15 protein-coding genes are annotated in these 16191 nt (G+C 66.6%); 8 read left to right on the top strand and 7 right to left on the bottom strand.

Annotation, left to right across the window (positions count from 1 at the left end):
• Positions 1 to 7: 7 nt before the first annotated feature.
• Together AC23D4_RS02570 and AC23D4_RS02565 are read left to right on the top strand one after the other, a co-directional pair.
• Positions 8 to 556, top strand: a complete 549-nt coding sequence (locus AC23D4_RS02570; RefSeq protein ID WP_472887276.1) for a hypothetical protein — start codon at positions 8 to 10, stop codon at positions 554 to 556.
• 4 nt (positions 557 to 560) lie between these two features.
• Positions 561 to 965 (top strand): bactofilin family protein, encoded by a 405-nt coding sequence (locus AC23D4_RS02565; RefSeq protein ID WP_472887277.1) that lies wholly within the window; start codon positions 561 to 563, stop codon positions 963 to 965.
• A gap of 95 nt (positions 966 to 1060) precedes the next feature.
• Here AC23D4_RS02565 and ppa read toward each other — a convergent pair whose 3' ends face one another.
• A complete protein-coding gene (ppa, locus tag AC23D4_RS02560) occupies positions 1061 to 1597 on the bottom strand; it encodes an inorganic diphosphatase (protein WP_472887278.1) in 537 nt (178 codons plus the stop codon).
• 308 nt (positions 1598 to 1905) lie between these two features.
• On the opposite strand from ppa, the gene AC23D4_RS02555 reads away from it, so the two are divergent.
• On the top strand, positions 1906 to 3969 hold the full coding sequence (locus AC23D4_RS02555; protein WP_472887279.1) for a sodium-translocating pyrophosphatase: 2064 nt from the start codon (positions 1906 to 1908) through the stop codon (positions 3967 to 3969).
• A 73-nt stretch (positions 3970 to 4042) separates the two neighbouring features.
• On the opposite strand, the gene AC23D4_RS02550 is transcribed toward AC23D4_RS02555, so the two are convergent.
• Positions 4043 to 4669, bottom strand: a complete 627-nt coding sequence (locus tag AC23D4_RS02550) for a TetR/AcrR family transcriptional regulator (protein WP_472887280.1) — start codon at positions 4667 to 4669, stop codon at positions 4043 to 4045.
• 144 nt (positions 4670 to 4813) lie between these two features.
• On the opposite strand from AC23D4_RS02550, the gene AC23D4_RS02545 reads away from it, so the two are divergent.
• The 4 genes from AC23D4_RS02545 to moeA all read left to right on the top strand — a co-directional run bounded on the left by AC23D4_RS02545 (position 4814) and on the right by moeA (position 8884).
• Positions 4814 to 5635 carry a metal-dependent hydrolase gene (locus AC23D4_RS02545; RefSeq protein ID WP_472887281.1) on the top strand — a complete coding sequence of 274 codons (822 nt, stop codon included), beginning with the start codon at positions 4814 to 4816 and terminating at the stop codon, positions 5633 to 5635.
• Between the two features lie 81 nt (positions 5636 to 5716).
• Positions 5717 to 6853, top strand: a complete 1137-nt coding sequence (gene moaA, locus AC23D4_RS02540; protein ID WP_472887282.1) for a GTP 3',8-cyclase MoaA — start codon at positions 5717 to 5719, stop codon at positions 6851 to 6853.
• Positions 6854 to 7029: 176 nt separating this feature from the next.
• Positions 7030 to 7596 (top strand): molybdenum cofactor guanylyltransferase MobA, encoded by a 567-nt coding sequence (mobA, locus tag AC23D4_RS02535; RefSeq protein WP_487623735.1) that lies wholly within the window; start codon positions 7030 to 7032, stop codon positions 7594 to 7596.
• 10 nt (positions 7597 to 7606) lie between these two features.
• Complete coding sequence (gene moeA, locus AC23D4_RS02530) at positions 7607 to 8884, top strand: molybdopterin molybdotransferase MoeA (RefSeq protein ID WP_472887284.1); 1278 nt, start codon at positions 7607 to 7609, stop codon at positions 8882 to 8884.
• Positions 8885 to 8959: 75 nt separating this feature from the next.
• On the opposite strand, the gene AC23D4_RS02525 is transcribed toward moeA, so the two are convergent.
• From AC23D4_RS02525 to AC23D4_RS02505, 5 genes are all read right to left on the bottom strand, one after another.
• A complete protein-coding gene (locus AC23D4_RS02525) occupies positions 8960 to 9409 on the bottom strand; it encodes a hypothetical protein (RefSeq protein WP_472887285.1) in 450 nt (149 codons plus the stop codon).
• Positions 9409 to 12507, bottom strand: coding sequence for an efflux RND transporter permease subunit (locus tag AC23D4_RS02520; protein ID WP_472887286.1), 3099 nt, complete (start codon positions 12505 to 12507; stop codon positions 9409 to 9411). Before AC23D4_RS02520 ends, AC23D4_RS02525 begins: the two co-directional genes overlap by 1 nt.
• A gap of 18 nt (positions 12508 to 12525) precedes the next feature.
• Positions 12526 to 13728, bottom strand: a complete 1203-nt coding sequence (locus AC23D4_RS02515) for an efflux RND transporter periplasmic adaptor subunit (protein ID WP_472887287.1) — start codon at positions 13726 to 13728, stop codon at positions 12526 to 12528.
• A gap of 117 nt (positions 13729 to 13845) precedes the next feature.
• Positions 13846 to 14280, bottom strand: a complete 435-nt coding sequence (rnhA, locus tag AC23D4_RS02510; RefSeq protein ID WP_472887288.1) for a ribonuclease HI — start codon at positions 14278 to 14280, stop codon at positions 13846 to 13848.
• A 124-nt stretch (positions 14281 to 14404) separates the two neighbouring features.
• A complete protein-coding gene (locus AC23D4_RS02505; protein ID WP_472887289.1) occupies positions 14405 to 15289 on the bottom strand; it encodes a class I SAM-dependent methyltransferase in 885 nt (294 codons plus the stop codon).
• Positions 15290 to 15392: 103 nt separating this feature from the next.
• On the opposite strand from AC23D4_RS02505, the gene gloB reads away from it, so the two are divergent.
• A complete protein-coding gene (gene gloB, locus AC23D4_RS02500; protein ID WP_472887290.1) occupies positions 15393 to 16166 on the top strand; it encodes a hydroxyacylglutathione hydrolase in 774 nt (257 codons plus the stop codon).
• Positions 16167 to 16191 lie beyond the last annotated feature (25 nt).

Below are 16191 nucleotides of genomic sequence, written 5' to 3'. Positions count from 1 at the left end.
GTTTTCCATGCTGTGGCGCCGACCTCCACAAATCCGCCTGATTCCGCAAACCGCGCCCGTACCGGACGCCGAGACCTTGCGCCGCGCGGTGTTGCAGGCGAGCTGGCGGCGCGATCGCTGGGTCGCGCGCCGTCGCGTGTGGCTGCGCTGGCTGGTCTGGGTGACTGTGCGTTACCTGATGCCGGCTCTGCTGGTCTTCGGCCTGGGCGCCTGGCTCTGGCTGGGGGTGCTGCCGGACATGGGGAAGCCGCTGGATCCCCGGACCATCTTCCAGAAACCCGCTGCCAGCCCGCCACCGGCCGCCCCACCTGTGCACGAGTCCGCGCCCCTACCCGCGACGACGCCGCCTCCGTCATCTGCCGGACCAGAAGCCGTCCTGTTCAGCCCGGAGGGCGAAGAACTGCCCGTGCCAGTGGCCCTGCGTTTCGAATCACGCTGGGCAGCCCCGGCCAGCAGCAGCAAGCTCGCCACCACCGTGTCCGCCGAGCCCGACACGCCCAACCCGACCCAACCCCATCTGAAACCCGAAAACTGGTTGCACAGCAAGGAGCCCTGACCCCATGAACAACAATCCCGCTTCCACCCGCCTCGTTCCGGCCGAACGCCTCTCGGCCATCACCAGTCTGATCGCCGAAGGCGCCGTGTTCGACGGCAACTTCCACACCACGCGCGACCAGGGCATCAAGGTCGATGGCCAGCTCAAGGGCAACATCACCTTCGAAACCGGCGGCACGCTGCATGTGGGCGCCACGGGCGTGATCGAAAACACGCGCCTGGAAGCGGACTACGTGTTCATCGAAGGCAAGGTCATTGGCACCGTGATCGCGCGCAAGGCGCTGGAGATCACCGGCTCGGCCACGCTGATCGGCGACGCCAGCTATGACGAACTGATCGACATGCACCCGCGTGCCCGCGTGCGCGGCAAGATCGAATACCGCGGCGACATTGACGCGGCGCAGTCCTGATCGCCCACCACCACGAACCCACAAAAAAGCCTGCCAGATTGCTCTGGCAGGCTTTTTTTCGGAGACACCGCCTCGCGGCGGGGTCTTCAACGGGATCAGGCCTGGGTGGCGTTGTAGGCAGCAATGCCGTCCAGGATTTCCTTGTGAGCGGAAGCCTTGTCTTCCCAGCCCTGCACCTTGACCCACTTGCCCGGTTCCAGGTCCTTGTAGTGCTCGAAGAAGTGCTCGATGGCCTTCAGGCGCATCGGGTTCAGGTCATCCGGCTTTTGCCAGCGGCTGTAGAGCGACAGGATCTTGTCGGTCGGCACGGCCAGCACCTTGCCGTCTTCGCCGGCTTCGTCGGTCATCTTCAGGATACCGATGGCGCGGCAGGGCACCACCACACCGGGGATCAGCGGCACGGGCGTGATCACCAGCACGTCCACCGGGTCGCCGTCGCCCGACAGGGTCTTGGGCACATAACCGTAGTTGGTCGGGTAGTGCATCGCGGTGCTCATGAAACGGTCCACGAAGATCGCGCCGGTTTCCTTGTCCACTTCGTACTTGATCGGGTCGGCGTTCATCGGGATCTCGATGATCACGTTGAACGACTCGGGAACATTCTTGCCAGGGGTGACGTTGTCGAGAGACATGGGGTTTTCTGAGAGTTGATGAATCGGAAGCGGCCACGTGCGCACAGGCATGGCGCACGGAACCTGAACGGATGGGCGCAAACGGTGCGCGCATGGACAGGATTTACCCTGATTTTACTGATCCCAGCCTTACTTCCTGATCCATATCATTTCCCAAATGAAGCAATTCCCGCTAAATTCCAGCCGTTGGCCAATCGCCCTGCCGTGCTGCACCACCTGTAGCACAAGGACACGAGGAAGCAACGCAGCGGGGGCCACCCTCAAAGCGTTGCCCCCTCCAAGTCAAAACGAATGAGCAGGAGTAATCTATGGTTGGACAATCTGCGCTGATCTTTGCGCTGGTGTGTGGGCTCGTGGCCGTGGCATACGGTTTCTGGTCCCGAAGCTGGATTCTTTCTCAGGACGCGGGCAACGCCCGCATGCAGGAAATCGCCGGGGCCATCCAGACCGGCGCTGCCGCCTACCTCGCCCGACAGTACAAGACCATCGCCATCGTGGGCGTGGTGCTGGCCATCCTCATCGGTATCTTCCTCGACACCACGACCGCCATCGGCTTCGTGCTCGGCGCGGTGCTTTCGGGTGCCTGCGGCTTCATCGGCATGAACGTCTCGGTGAAGGCCAACGTGCGCACGGCACAGGCCGCCACCCGGGGCATCGGCCCGGCGCTGGACGTGGCCTTCCGCGGCGGTGCCATCACCGGCATGCTGGTGGTGGGCCTGGGTCTGCTGGGCGTGGCCGGCTTCTTCTGGTTCCTGGTCGGCAACGGCAACCTGACGCCCGACAAGAACCTGGCCAACCTGCTGAATCCGTTGATCGGCTTCGCCTTCGGCTCCTCGCTCATCTCCATCTTTGCCCGTCTGGGCGGCGGCATCTTCACCAAGGGCGCCGACGTGGGCGCCGATCTGGTGGGCAAGGTCGAAGCCGGCATCCCCGAAGACGACCCGCGCAACCCGGCGGTGATCGCCGACAACGTGGGCGACAACGTCGGCGACTGCGCCGGCATGGCGGCCGACCTGTTCGAGACCTATGCGGTGACGCTGATCGCCACCATGGTGCTGGGCGCCCTGATGGTGACGGTGGCTCCGATGCAGGCCGTGCTCTACCCCCTGGTGCTCGGTGGCGTATCGATCATCGCGTCGATCATCGGCTGCTTCTTCGTGAAGGCCAGCCCGGGCATGAAAAACGTGATGCCCGCACTGTACAAGGGCCTGGCGATCGCCGGTGTGCTCTCGCTGATCGCCTTTTACTTCGTGACCGCCTGGGTCATGCCGGACGACGCCATCAGCACCAGCGGCAGCCAGCTGCGCCTGTGGGGCGCCTGCGCGGTCGGCCTGATCCTGACCGCGGCCCTGGTCTGGATCACCGAGTTCTACACCGGCACCCAGTATTCACCGGTCAAACACATCGCCCAGGCCTCCACCACCGGCCACGGTACCAACATCATCGCCGGGCTGGGCGTGTCCATGCGCTCCACCGCCTGGCCGGTGCTCTGTGTCTGTATCGCCATCATCGCGGCCTACACGCTGGCCGGTTTGTACGGCATCGCCATCGCCGCCACGTCCATGCTGAGCATGGCCGGCATCGTGGTCGCACTCGACGCCTACGGCCCCATCACCGACAACGCTGGCGGCATCGCCGAAATGGCCGAGCTGCCCAGCAGCGTGCGCGACGTGACCGACCCGCTGGACGCGGTGGGCAACACCACCAAGGCCGTGACCAAGGGCTACGCCATCGGCTCGGCCGGTCTGGCCGCGCTGGTGCTGTTTGCCGACTACACCCACAAGCTGGAAACCTACGGCCACCAGATCAGCTTCGACCTGAGCAACCCGATGGTGATCGTCGGCCTGTTCATTGGCGGCATGATCCCCTACCTCTTCGGTGCCATGGCCATGGAGGCGGTGGGCCGCGCCGCCGGTGCGGTGGTGGTCGAGGTGCGCCGCCAGTTCAAGGAGATCCCCGGCATCATGGAAGGCACGGCCAAACCCGAGTACGGCCGCGCGGTCGACATGCTGACCACCGCGGCCATCAAGGAAATGGTGATTCCCTCGCTGCTGCCGGTGGTGGCGCCGATTCTGGTGGGCGTGTTCCTCGGTCCCCAGGCCCTGGGCGGTCTGCTCATGGGCACCATCGTGACCGGCCTGTTCGTGGCCATCTCCATGTGCACCGGCGGCGGCGCCTGGGACAACGCCAAGAAGTACATCGAAGACGGCCACCACGGTGGCAAGGGCAGTGAAGCCCACAAGGCGGCCGTGACCGGAGACACCGTGGGCGATCCCTACAAGGACACCGCCGGCCCGGCCGTGAACCCGCTGATCAAGATCATCAACATCGTGGCACTGCTGATCGTGCCGCTGCTGCCGATGGCGGCCTGACCCGCGAGGTTGATCACAGTCTTCAAGGCCCGCTTCGGCGGGCCTTGTTGTTTTCGGGACTTTGCATCTACAGCTATGTTGCGTCAGCCCGGGTGAGCAGGCGCACCACCGCACTCGCACTGGGTGTCAGTTGCTGAAGGCGGTCGACCTCCCCACGCTCGATGGCCAGCATCACCAGTTCATTGATGCCCCCCACCGCGGCGAGAGCCATCGTGGGCGTCAGCACCGGGCTCACCCGTGCCCCGCCAGAACCAGGCCCACCGTTGACCGTTTTCAGCACAAAGTCGGCAAACTGCGTCATCACCTCGCGGCGGACCCGGAGCCCTTCGGGACCCAGGTGGTGGATCTGTACAAACAGCGTCCCGACCAGCCCCGGTCCCGCCGCCAGATGCGAGAAATAGACCTCCAGCGCATGCTCCACCTGGTCCTGCCAGGGGCGATCGGGCTGGACCGCTTCGCGCAGCGTGCGCAGGGCCGATACGCTGGTGAGCCGGTACAGCGCCAGGAAGCAGCTTTCCTTGCCGTCGAAGTGTTCGTAGAACGTGCGCTTGGAGACTCCTGCTTCGCGCACGATGTCGGCAATGGTCGCGGCGGCAAAACCCTTGCTGGCAGACACGTTCGCCATCCCTTCGAGCAAGCGCGACCGGTGTTCGTGCTGCTCGATGGTGGTGTCGCTGGTTTCCATGATGGGCGCTTTCATGCACGGCATCTTAGGCCCACCACTTGTCCAGCGGCTGACAAGGCCCTGCCCTTCTCTCCCCGGATTCCCGCTTGACAGCACGCACCCTGACAGGCAGCATTGAAACCCTTGGTACCCAAAGGTACCGCCACCCCGTGACCACCCATGACCGAGCTGATTGTCCGCCGCCTGCTGATCGATCTGGAACAACCCGTGGCCCGCCACTGGTGTGGCGGCGATGCGTTCCTGACCGCCTGGTTCAACGCCTTGTCCATGAGTTTCCCGGTCGGCGAACAGTTCTTCATTGACTCGGTGCGCAACGGTCTGCAGGCGCTGGCGCCGGAACAACGCGACCGCTACCAAGGCGAAGTCCAGGGATTCATCGGCCAGGAAGCGACCCACCGCCGCATCCACGCGCTCTTCAATACGCAGATCGAACGCCACGGTCTGGTCAACGACTGGGAGCCGCGCGCGCGCGAGCGCCTGCGGCTGGTCGAAGGCACCGACCCGCGCCATGGCCTCGCCATCACCGCGGCCAACGAACACTTCACCGCCCTTTTCGCCGAATGGATGCTGTCGCACCACCACCTGCTGGATGGCTGCGAACCCCGCCTCAAGGCCTTGTGGCTCTGGCACAGCGCCGAGGAAGCCGAACACAAATGCACCGCCTTCGACCTCTACCAGGCGCTGGGTGGCAGCCACGCCTGGCGGGTGAAATGGATGCGGCGCATAACCCTCATTTTCCTCACCGACACGCTGCGCCAGACCGCCAACAACCTGCGGCGCGACGGCACGCTCTGGCGCTGGAGCACCTGGCGCAGCGCGGGGCGCCACATGCTCGGTCGCGAAGGTCTGCTGCGCCGGAGCTTCAGCCCCTGGTGGGCGTATTTCCGGCGCGATTTCCACCCCAGTCAACAAAGCAGCGATCTCTCCGGAAACTGGCTGCGCGACAACGCCGCCCTCTTCACCCGCGTCGGTACCGCCTGAGCCCACGGGCGCCTCGGGTTTAACCCCGCTTCGGCAAGGCTTGAGCACCAGCGCCCGCGCGGCGTCCACCATAATCAGTGCATGTCCGAACGCGTCATTCCCCTGGTCGATCACCGCATGTCCACGCTGTCAGCGGCGGTCCCGTCAAAGGCCATTCCCGCCACGGGCCTGCTGGGCGATACCCTGGGTCGCCCCCTGCGGGATCTGCGCATCAGCGTCACCGACCGCTGCAACTTCCGTTGCAGCTACTGCATGCCCAAGGAAGTCTTCGACAAGGACTACCCCTACCTGCCGCACAGCGCGCTGCTGAGTTTTGAAGAGATCACGCGCGTGGCGCGCCAGTTCGTGGCCCACGGCGTGCAGAAGATCCGCCTCACCGGCGGCGAGCCGCTGCTGCGGAAAAACCTTGAAGTCCTCATCGCTCAGCTCGCTGCGCTGCGCACGGTCGAAGGCCGGCCACTGGACATCACGCTCACCACCAACGGGTCGCTGCTGGAACGCAAGGCGCAGGCCCTCAAAGACGCCGGGCTGCAGCGCGTCACGGTCAGCCTGGACGGTCTGGACGACACCGTTTTCCGTGCCATGAACGACGTCGACTTTCCGGTGGCCGACGTGCTGCGTGGCATCGAAGCCGCGCAGGCCGCGGGCCTGGGCCCGATCAAGGTCAACATGGTGGTCAAGCGCGGCACCAACGAGCATGAGATCCTGCCCATGGCGCGCCATTTCAAAGGCACCGGCATCGTGCTGCGCTTCATCGAATTCATGGACGTCGGCGCCACCAACGGCTGGCGCATGGACGAAGTGATGCCGAGCGCCGAGGTGGTGCAGATGCTCCACCGCGAGTTGCCGCTGGTGCAGCTGGAACCGTCGGCGCCGGGTGAGACCGCCGAGCGCTGGGGCTATGCCGATGCGAACGGCCAGCACGATGTGCAGGCGGGTGAAATCGGCGTGATCAGCAGCGTCACGCAGGCCTTTTGCAGCGACGGCAACCGCGCCCGCCTGTCCACCGAAGGCAAGCTCTACCTGTGCCTGTTCGCCAACCAGGGCCACGATCTCAAGCCGCTGGTGCGGGGTGGTGCGTCTGACGAACAACTCGCCAGCGCCATCGCCGCCATCTGGCAGGGCCGCAGCGACCGCTACTCCGAACTGCGCGCCAGCCTGCCGCCCGATGAGTCGGGAGGCGGCCGGCGTGTGGAGATGAGTTACATCGGCGGGTAGATGAGGCACCCCCTGCGCCGCTTCGCGCCTCCCCCCTCAAGGGGGGCCACGCTGGTGGCCCGGCAAAGCCGGTTCCACGGCGTGTGCTGGAAGAGACACTTCTCTGATCGGACTTTTTTGTGATCCAACCAAACGAAATCACCGCCCTCGTGCTCGCCGGGGGCCGAGGCTCCCGCATGGGCGGCGTCGACAAGGGCCTGCAGAACTTCAACGGCACGCCGCTGGCGCTGCACACCGTGTTGCGGCTGCAGATGCAGGCCGGTGGCCTGGTCGGCGACCTGATGATCAACGCCAACCGCAACCTCTCGGCCTACGAGGCCTTTGGTGCGCCGGTCTGGCCCGACACGCTGTCCGATTACGCCGGGCCGCTGGCGGGTTTCATGACCGGGCTGGAACGCTGTGAAACGCCCTACCTGCTGACGGCCCCCTGCGACACACCGCTGTTCCCGCTCGACCTCGCACAGCGGCTGGCGCAGGCCTTTGAAGACGGCTCGACCGAGATCGCCATGGCCGCTGCTCGCGAAGCCGATGGCCAGGTCCGCACCCAGCCGGTCTTCTGCCTGATGCGGGTGAACCTGCTGGAGAGCCTCGTCGCCTTCACCCAGGCGGGCGGCCGCAAGATCGACCGCTGGACCGACCAGCACCGCACCGTGGTGGTGACCTTTGACCAGCCGGGCGACGATCCGCGCGCCTTCTGCAACGCCAACACCCTCGCTGAACTGCACGCGCTGGAAAACAGCTGAACCCTGATCGATGAAAACGATAGAACAGATCGCAGCCGAGCTGCAGGGCTACGACCCGCAGGCCCTGAGCGCCGAGCGCGTCAACCAGTTCCTGGCCCACCTGGTCGAGCCCGTCACAGAAACCGAAACGGTGGGCGTGTTTGAGGCGCTCGGCCGCGTGCTCGCACAGGACGTGATCTCGCCCATCAGCGTGCCACCGCACGACAACTCGGCCATGGATGGTTTTGGATTTCACAGCTCGCAGCTCCAGCCGGGGCAGCCGCTGTCGCTGCGCGTGGTCGGCACCGCCTTCGCCGGCAAGGCCTGGCAGGGCACGGTGGCGGCGGGTGAATGCCTGAAGATCATGACCGGCGCGATCATGCCGCCCGAACTGGACACCGTGGTGCCGCTGGAGTTTGTGAAGGCGCAGGATGACCGCGTGGAGATCCCCTCCGGCGTGGTGAGCGCCGGTGACAACCGCCGCCTGCTCGGCGAAGACCTCATGGCCGGCCAGCCCGCGCTGCGCCGCGGCCAGACACTCGGCCCCGCTGCGCTCGGCCTGATTGCCAGCCTCGGCCTGCCCGGTGTGGCGGTGTATCGACGGATCAAGGTGGCCTACTTCTCCACCGGCGACGAAATCCTCAGCCAGGGCGAACCGCTGCGCGAAGGCGCGGTGTACGACAGCAACCGCTACACCGTCTTCGGCCTGCTCACGCGCATGGGTGTGGAGGTGATCGACATGGGCGTGATCAAGGACGAACCCGCCGCCCTCGAAGCCGCCTTCCGCCAGGCCGCGCGCGAGGCCGACGCCATCATCACCAGCGGCGGCGTGAGCATGGGCGAAGCCGACCACACCAAGGCCATGATGAAGCAGCTTGGCGACGTGGCCTTCTGGCGCATCGCGATGCGGCCCGGGCGGCCGATGGCCGTCGGCCGGATCACGGAAAACAGCAAGAGTGCCGTCCTCTTCGGCCTGCCTGGCAACCCGGTGGCGGTGATGGTCACCTTCCTCGCCTTTGTGCGTCCCGCCCTGCAGCGCCTGATGGGCAGCACCGCCAGCGAGCCGGTGCTGCTCAAGGCGCACAGCGCCGAGGCCCTGCGCAAGAAACCGGGTCGCACCGAATACCAGCGCGGCATCGTCAGCCGCGGTGCCGACGGATCGTTGCAGGTGCGCACCACCGGCAACCAGGGCTCAGGCGTGCTGCGTTCCATGGTCGAAGCCAACGGCCTCATCGTGCTGCACCACGGCCAGGGCAACGTGGCCGCGGGCGACGAGGTGGATGTGATGATGTTCGACGGCGTGATCTGAGCGCTTGATGCGGCCCGCCCGGCCACGGATCAAGCCTGGGCCAAGCGACCTCTGCGCGCAGGGTGAGCGTCCCGCTTATGGGGTGTCCGGCTCTCGCGCAACCGCCGCGGACTGCTGGGCCAGAAACTCGTCGGCCCAGCGCTGGGCGCGGGGCAGGCAACTCGCCAGCGAGGCCTGCAGCTCGGGCACCTGAAAGTACGCCGGTTCGTGCAGGTAAGGGTGGCGCATGCAGGCGACATCCCGGGCTTCATGACTCAGATCCACCCGTTGCCCGTCGATGAAGTTGTACTGGTGTTCATAGTGCCCCCGGATGGCGCCGCCGAAAACGCGCTGCATGAAGAGCGACCCGTACTTGCAGGCGCCCGAGAGGTCCAGCGGGACCTTGTCCGGCTGCCCGACGGCTTCTTCACACCACTTACCGAACACAAAGACCTTGGCCGCCCGGAAGTTCTCGTCGGTGTAGGGCAGGCGCCCGGCCTGCGGCAAGGTGCAGTCCAAGCCCATCGGTGGCTCCGGATCGGCCATCACTTCGCCACCAGGATGTCTTCGGACTCGGGTTCTCCGTGGCCCGGCACATCCTTCGGCAGCACCCGCGAACCATGCCGCGTGCGCGCCAGCAGCGTGTACATGGTGGGCACCACAAACAGCGTGAGCAGCGTGCCCAGGCTCATGCCGCCCACGATCACCCAGCCGATCTGCTGACGGCTCTCGGCACCGGCCCCGGTGGCCAGCGCCAGCGGCATGGCGCCGAGCACCATGGCGCCAGTGGTCATGAGGATGGGGCGCAGGCGCAGCGCGGCGGATTCCCTGACCGCTTCGAGCTTGTCTTTGCCCTTCTCGCGCAGCTGGTTGGCGAACTCCACGATCAGGATGCCGTGTTTGGTGATCAGGCCCACCAGCGTGATGAGCCCGATCTGACTGAACACGTTGAGCGTGCCGCCACTGAGCTTGAGCGCCAGCAGCGCGCCCAGCATGGACAGCGGCACGCTGAGCATGATGATGAGCGGGTCGACAAAGCTCTCGAACTGCGCCGCCAGCACCAGGTAAATGAACAGCAGCGAAAGCGCGAACACGATGGCCAGCGAGCCCGATGAGCTGCGGAATTCGCGGCTCTGCCCGTTGAGGTCGGTGGTGTAGCCGGGCGGCAGCACCTCGGCCGCGATCCCGTTCATGATCTGGAGCGCCTCGCCCAGCGCCAGCTCGGGTGCGAGGTTGGCCGTGATGGAGGCGCTGCGGCGCTGGCCGAAGTGGTTGAGTTCGCGCGGCACCACGACCTCGCGCAACCGCACCAGCGAAGCCAGCGGAATCATGGCTTCGCCGCGACCGCGCACGAAGAGTTTGTCGATGTCATCTGGCGCGCTGCGCTGGGCGCTGTCGGTCTGCACCACCACGTCGTACTGCTCGCCGCCCTGCTTGTAGCGCGTGACCACGCGCCCGCCCAGCAAGGTTTCCACCGTGCGCGCGATGACGTCGACGCCAACGCCCATGTCGGCGGCGCGCTCGCGGTCCACATCCATGCGGATCTCGGGTTTGTTCAGGCGCAGGTCGGTGTCCACCTGCACGAAGCCGGGGTGTTTGGCCATTTCGTCCTGGAAACGGCGCACGGTTTGTGACAGGTTCTGGTAGCTGTCGCTGGTGACGATGACGTAGTTGATCGGCCGCTCGCGAAAGCCCTGGCCCAGCGAGGGCGGCGTGATGGGAAAGCCGCTGATGCCGGGCAGCGCGCCGATGCGTGGCGCGATCTCGCGCGCGATCTCCTGCGTGCTGCGCTCGCGCTCTTCCCAGGGTTTGGCACGCAGGAACACCGTGCCCTGCGCCACGGTCGGGTTGCCGATGTTGCTGAAGATGCGGTCGAACTCGGGATAGTCCGCGCCGATGCGCTCCACCGCCTCGGCGTAGCGCCGGGTGTAGGCCAGCGTGGCGCCGTCGGGGCCGTTGACGTTGACCAGGATCACACCGCGGTCTTCCAGCGGCGCGAGTTCCTGCTTGGTGGTCTGCAGCAGCCACCAGCTGCCCGCAGCGCTCGCGAGCATCACGCCCACCACCAGCCAGCGCACGCGCAGCGCCCCGGCCAGCAGGCGGCTGTAGCCGCGGGTGATGGCGACGAGCACGCGCTCCATGCCGCGGTCGAACCAGCCCGGGTTGGGGTTGTGACGCAGCAGCTTGCTGCTCATCATGGGCGAGAGCGTGAGCGCCACGAAGCCCGACACCACCACCGCACCCGCCAGCGCGAGCGCGAACTCGGCGAACAGGCGCCCGGTGCGCCCGGGCGTGAAGGCCAGCGGCGCGTACACGGCGGCGAGCGTGAGCGTCATGGCCACCACCGCGAAGCCGATCTCGCGCGCGCCTTTGATGGCCGCTTCAAACGGCTTCATGCCTTCCTCGATGTGCCGGTAGATGTTCTCCAGCACCACGATGGAATCGTCCACCACCAGGCCGATGGCCAGCACCAGCGCCAGCAGCGTGAGCGTGTTGATGGAAAAGCCGAACAGGCCCATGAGGGCAAACGAGCCGATCAGGCTGACCGGGATCGTCACCAGCGGAATGATGGACGCGCGGATGGTGCGCAGGAAGACGAAGATGACCAGCGCCACCAGCACCACGGCTTCGGCGATGGTGGTGTAGACGGCCTTGATCGAGCGGTCGATGAAAACCGAGTTGTCGTTGGCGATCTCGACGTTGATGCCCGGTGGCAGGTCGTTCTTGACCTTGTCCAGCAGCTTGCGCACACCGGCCGAGAGCTCCAGCGGGTTGGCCGTGGCCTGGCGGATCACGCCCAGCGACACCGAGTCGCGCCCGTTCAGCCGCACCGAACTGCGTTCGTCCTGCGGGCCCTGCACCACACGCGCCACGTCACCCAGCCGGATCGACTGGCCGTTGACCGTGCGCAGCGTGACCTCGCGGAACTGCTCGGGCGTCTGCAGGTCGGTGGCGGCGGTGACGTTGAACTCGCGCTGGCTGCTCTCGATGCGGCCGGCCGGCACTTCGAGGTTGGAGCGGCGCAGCGCGTCTTCCACGTCCTGCACCGTCAGGTTGTAGGCGGCCAGGCGGTCGGGGTCGATCCAGACGCGCATCGAATACCGGCGCTCGCCGTAGATGCGCACCTCGGCCGCGCCGGTGGCCGTCTGCAGCACCGGTTTGGCGATGCGGTTGGCCAGGTCGGAGAGTTGCAGTGCGTTGTGGGTGTCGGAGTTCAGCGAGATCCACATCACCGGGAACGCATCGGCTTCGACCTTGGCGATCACCGGCTCGTCGATGCCCTGCGGCAGGCGCTGGCGCACCCGGCTGACCTTGTCGCGCACGTCGGCGGCGGCCGAGTCGGGGTCGCGCGCCAGGTTGAAGCGCACCGTGATCTGGCTGCGTTCCTGCCGGCTGATGGAGGTGATCACGTCCACGCCTTCGATGCCGGCGATGGAATCTTCCAGCGGTTTGCTGACCTGCGACTCCACCACCTCGCTGGAAGCGCCGGTGAAGGTGGTGCTCACCGTGACGGTGGGCTCGTCGATCTTGGGGTACTCGCGCACCGTGAGGCCGCTGAAGGCCACCAGCCCGACGAGCAGGATCAACATCGACAGCACGCTGGCAAAAACGGGCCGGCGGATCGCGACTTCAGGCAGTTGCATGGTGCGCCTCCTGCGGGATCAGCCGCCACTCGCCGGCGGGGTGCCAGCGGGTGCGCCCTGGGGTCCGGGGACCGGGGCGCCTGGGGGACGGCTCATCTCCACCACACGCACGGCCGTGCCGTCTTTCTGCAGCCGCTGCTGGCCGGCCACCACCACCGTGTCGCCCTCGGCCAGGCCCTGCGTGATCTGCACCTGTGCGCCCCGGCGCACCCCGAGCTGCACCTCGGTGCGGCGCGACACCAGCTTGGCGCCGTCGCCCTCGCCTTCTTTCAGCAAGCGGAAAACAAACTGTTTGCCAGCCTTCGGCACGATGGCTTCTTCGGGCACCACCAGCGCAGCGGCGTTGGTGGAGAACACGGTGGTCACGCGGGCGAACATGCCGGGGCGCAACTCGCCGCCGGGCGCGGGCGGCAGCACGGCGCGCACGGCGATCGAACGGCCGTTGGCGTCCAGCAGCGGATCAACCGCCTGCACCTTCGCGCTGAAGCGTTTGCCGGGCAATGCGTCCAGTTCCACTTCGACCGGCTGGCCGGCGGCGATGCGGGCCTGGAAGCGCTCGGGCAGACGGAAGTCCACCGTGAGCTGCGAGGTGTCTTCCAGGTTCACGAGGTCCGCGCCGTCCTTGACGTAGTCGCCCAGATTGACCACGCGCAGCCCCACGGTGCCGTCAAACGGCGCGGTGAGGCGCATGCGCGAGAGGCGCGCCTGCGCCAGCGCCACCTGCGCTTCGGCCACCTGCAGCGCCGCGCGGCTTTCGTCCAGCACGCGCTGGGCCACAAATGCCTGCGCCACCAGTTCTTCGTTGCGCTTGAGGTTGGCGCGCGCGATGGAGAGCTGGGCCTGCGCCTGGCTGAGTTCTGCCCTCTGCAACACGTCGTCCAGCTGCACCAGCAACTGGCCACGCCTGACCCGGGCGCCGTCGGCAAAGGCGATCTGAGAGATGCGGCCGCTGACCTCGGGCCGCAGCGTGACGCTCTGGCGCGAGCGCAGGGTGCCCACAGCCTGAGCGTCGTCCCGCAAGGAGAGTGATTTGACCTGCGCCACCTCGACACCGGGCGTGCCGGCAGCCGGTCGTCCTGCGGAAGCAGTGGCGCTGCCCCCCGGGGTGCCACCCTCAGCGGTCACCTGGTTGGGAGAACGGTTCTGGAGCCACCAGGCACCCGCCGAGGCCAGCCCGAGGCCGGCCGCGGCGATCACCACATAAAGGGTCTTTTTTGCCATGTTTCGATCAGGTGCAGGGGGATAGCGCCAAGTGTCACAACATTTTGCAATGTATCAGTGCATAGACACCCACGAGCGCATAAGTTCAATCGCCCGGCCAGCCGGCGGCTTGGCGGCTCAGCCCGGCACGCCCCGGTTGGCCAATGCATCGGCCTTTTCATTACCGGGGTCGCCCGCATGACCTTTGACCCAGTGCCATTCGATCTGGTGCACCCCGCCGTGCACGAGGGCATCGAGCTTCTGCCAGAGGTCGGCATTCTTGACCGGCTGTTTGGCCGCCGTCTTCCAGCCCTTGGTCTTCCAGCCATGGATCCACTCGGTGATGCCTTTGCGGACGTATTCGCTGTCCAGGTAGAGCGACACCTTGCAAGGGCGCTTGAGCGCGGTCAGTGCTTCGATCACGGCCGTGAGTTCCATCCGGTTGTTGGTGGTTTCGCGTTCGCCACCCCAGAGCTCTTTTTCGTGGCCGCCGGCCTTGAGGTAAACGCCCCAGCCGCCCGGGCCCGGGTTGCCCTTGCAGGCGCCATCGGTGTAGATCACCACGTGATTCAAATCAGCTTCTCCAGAAAAACAAAACAGCGCCACCCCAGGGGCACCGCCGGGCTGGCTTTGCCAGACGGCCAGTGCCGCCCCCCTGGAGGGGGGTGACGCGAAGCGGCGCGGGGGGTGCTTCAAGTCAATGGCGGTTGGCCACCGACACGGGCGCCGCAGCCACAGCCCGCCGCGGCTTCCACGCCGGGCCCAGCAGGCGCACACCCTGCACACGCTTGACCGCCACCTGAAAATAGACCGCGCCGAAGATCGGCCACCAGCGGGGGCCGGCCCGGTCCATCCAGGCGCTGTGGTTGAGCCACTTTTCGGTCCGCACCGCGGGCCGGTAACAGCCAAAGCGCTCCGACTCTACTTCAAAACTCAGCAGCCGCAGCCAGTCGCGCAACCGGCGCGGGCCGATGAATTCACCGGCCTCGGGCAGGTACAGGCTTGACAAACCCAGCCCATGCAAACCCAGCCGCCCCGCCAGGCGGGCGCGCCCCTGGCGCAGGCCCCAGAGACTGGCCGGATTGAAGCCCGAAATCACCACCCGGCCCTCAGGCACGAGCACCCGCTCCACCTCGCGCAACACGTGGTGGGGGTCGGCGCTGAGCTCCAGCGTGTGCGGCAGCACCACGAGGTCCAGGCTCGCCGGCGGAAACGGCAGCGCAGCCGCGTTGGTCACCAGCGCCACCCGCGGCGACTCGCCCGGGGCCGGCCAGGTCGAGACCCGGTCGCCACGGTCCCCGGATGGGGACTGCGGAGCATCCAGGTCCACCGTGCGTCCGCCCTCCCCGGTGAACAGCCGCTCGTCCAGCGGAGCAACGAGCATCTCTTCGGGCAAGGCCAGCCAGCGGTGCGGCATGCGGTTCGCGTCGAGGGTACGCAGCTCGGGCAGTCCCAGCTGCAGCGCGTTGTAACCAAACAGATCGCTCACGGCCAGGTCAAACTGCCGCTGCTCCCAGTCCAGCAAGTAGCGCCCGGGAGCGGTCTGAAACCAGTCGGTCAAACTTATAATGGGCGGATACATGGTGTGAGATGAAAAGACGGAGCCGGCGCAAGTCCGGCACCCCCAAACCCGGCTTTTCCGCGTACTCTACACGCCAACCCCGCATTCACACCGGGCTCCGCGCATGACACTTTTTCCCCTACCCGCGTTCAGCGACAACTACATCTGGGTGTTGCACGACGGGCAGCGGGCGCTGGTTGTCGATCCCGGCGAGTCCGTCGGGGTGCTGGCCTGGCTGGCCGAGCACCGGCTCACCCTCGAAACCATCCTGATCACCCACCACCACGCCGACCACACCGGCGGCGTGGCTGCGCTGCGCGAGGCCACCGGTGCACGCGTCATCGGCCCCGCAAGCGAACCCATGCCCGAGCCCCTGCTGCGCGTCGGTGCCACCGATACCGTGAGTGCGCTGGACCTTGACTGGACGGTGATCGAGGTGCCGGGCCACACCGCGGGACACATCGCCTACTTCTGCCCCGACGTGGATGGCAAGCCCCTGCTCTTCTGCGGCGACACCCTGTTTTCAGCCGGCTGTGGCCGGCTGTTCGAGGGCACACCGGCGCAGATGCTGGACTCGCTGACCCGCCTGGCCCAGCTGCCCGGCGCCACCCGGGTCTGCTGCACGCACGAATACACCCTGTCCAACCTGCGTTTTGCCCTGGCCGTCGAGCCCGGCAATGCCGAACTCGCGCAGCACGCTGCCCATTGCTCCCAACTGCGCGCCGGGAACCTTCCCACGCTGCCCAGCTCCATCACGCTGGAAAAGCAGATCAACCCCTTCCTGCGCACCCATGTGCCCGCGGTCGCCGATGCGGCCGGCGCACATGCACCTGGCGCAGTCTCCGATGCCGTGAGCGTGCTGGCCACGCTCAGGGAATGGAAAAACAACTTCAAATGACACTCGCCTCAGCCCAGACCGTTCT

Source organism: Hydrogenophaga sp. L76 (assembly GCF_057654755.1).
This window is presented reverse-complemented; position numbering and strand designations above follow the sequence as displayed.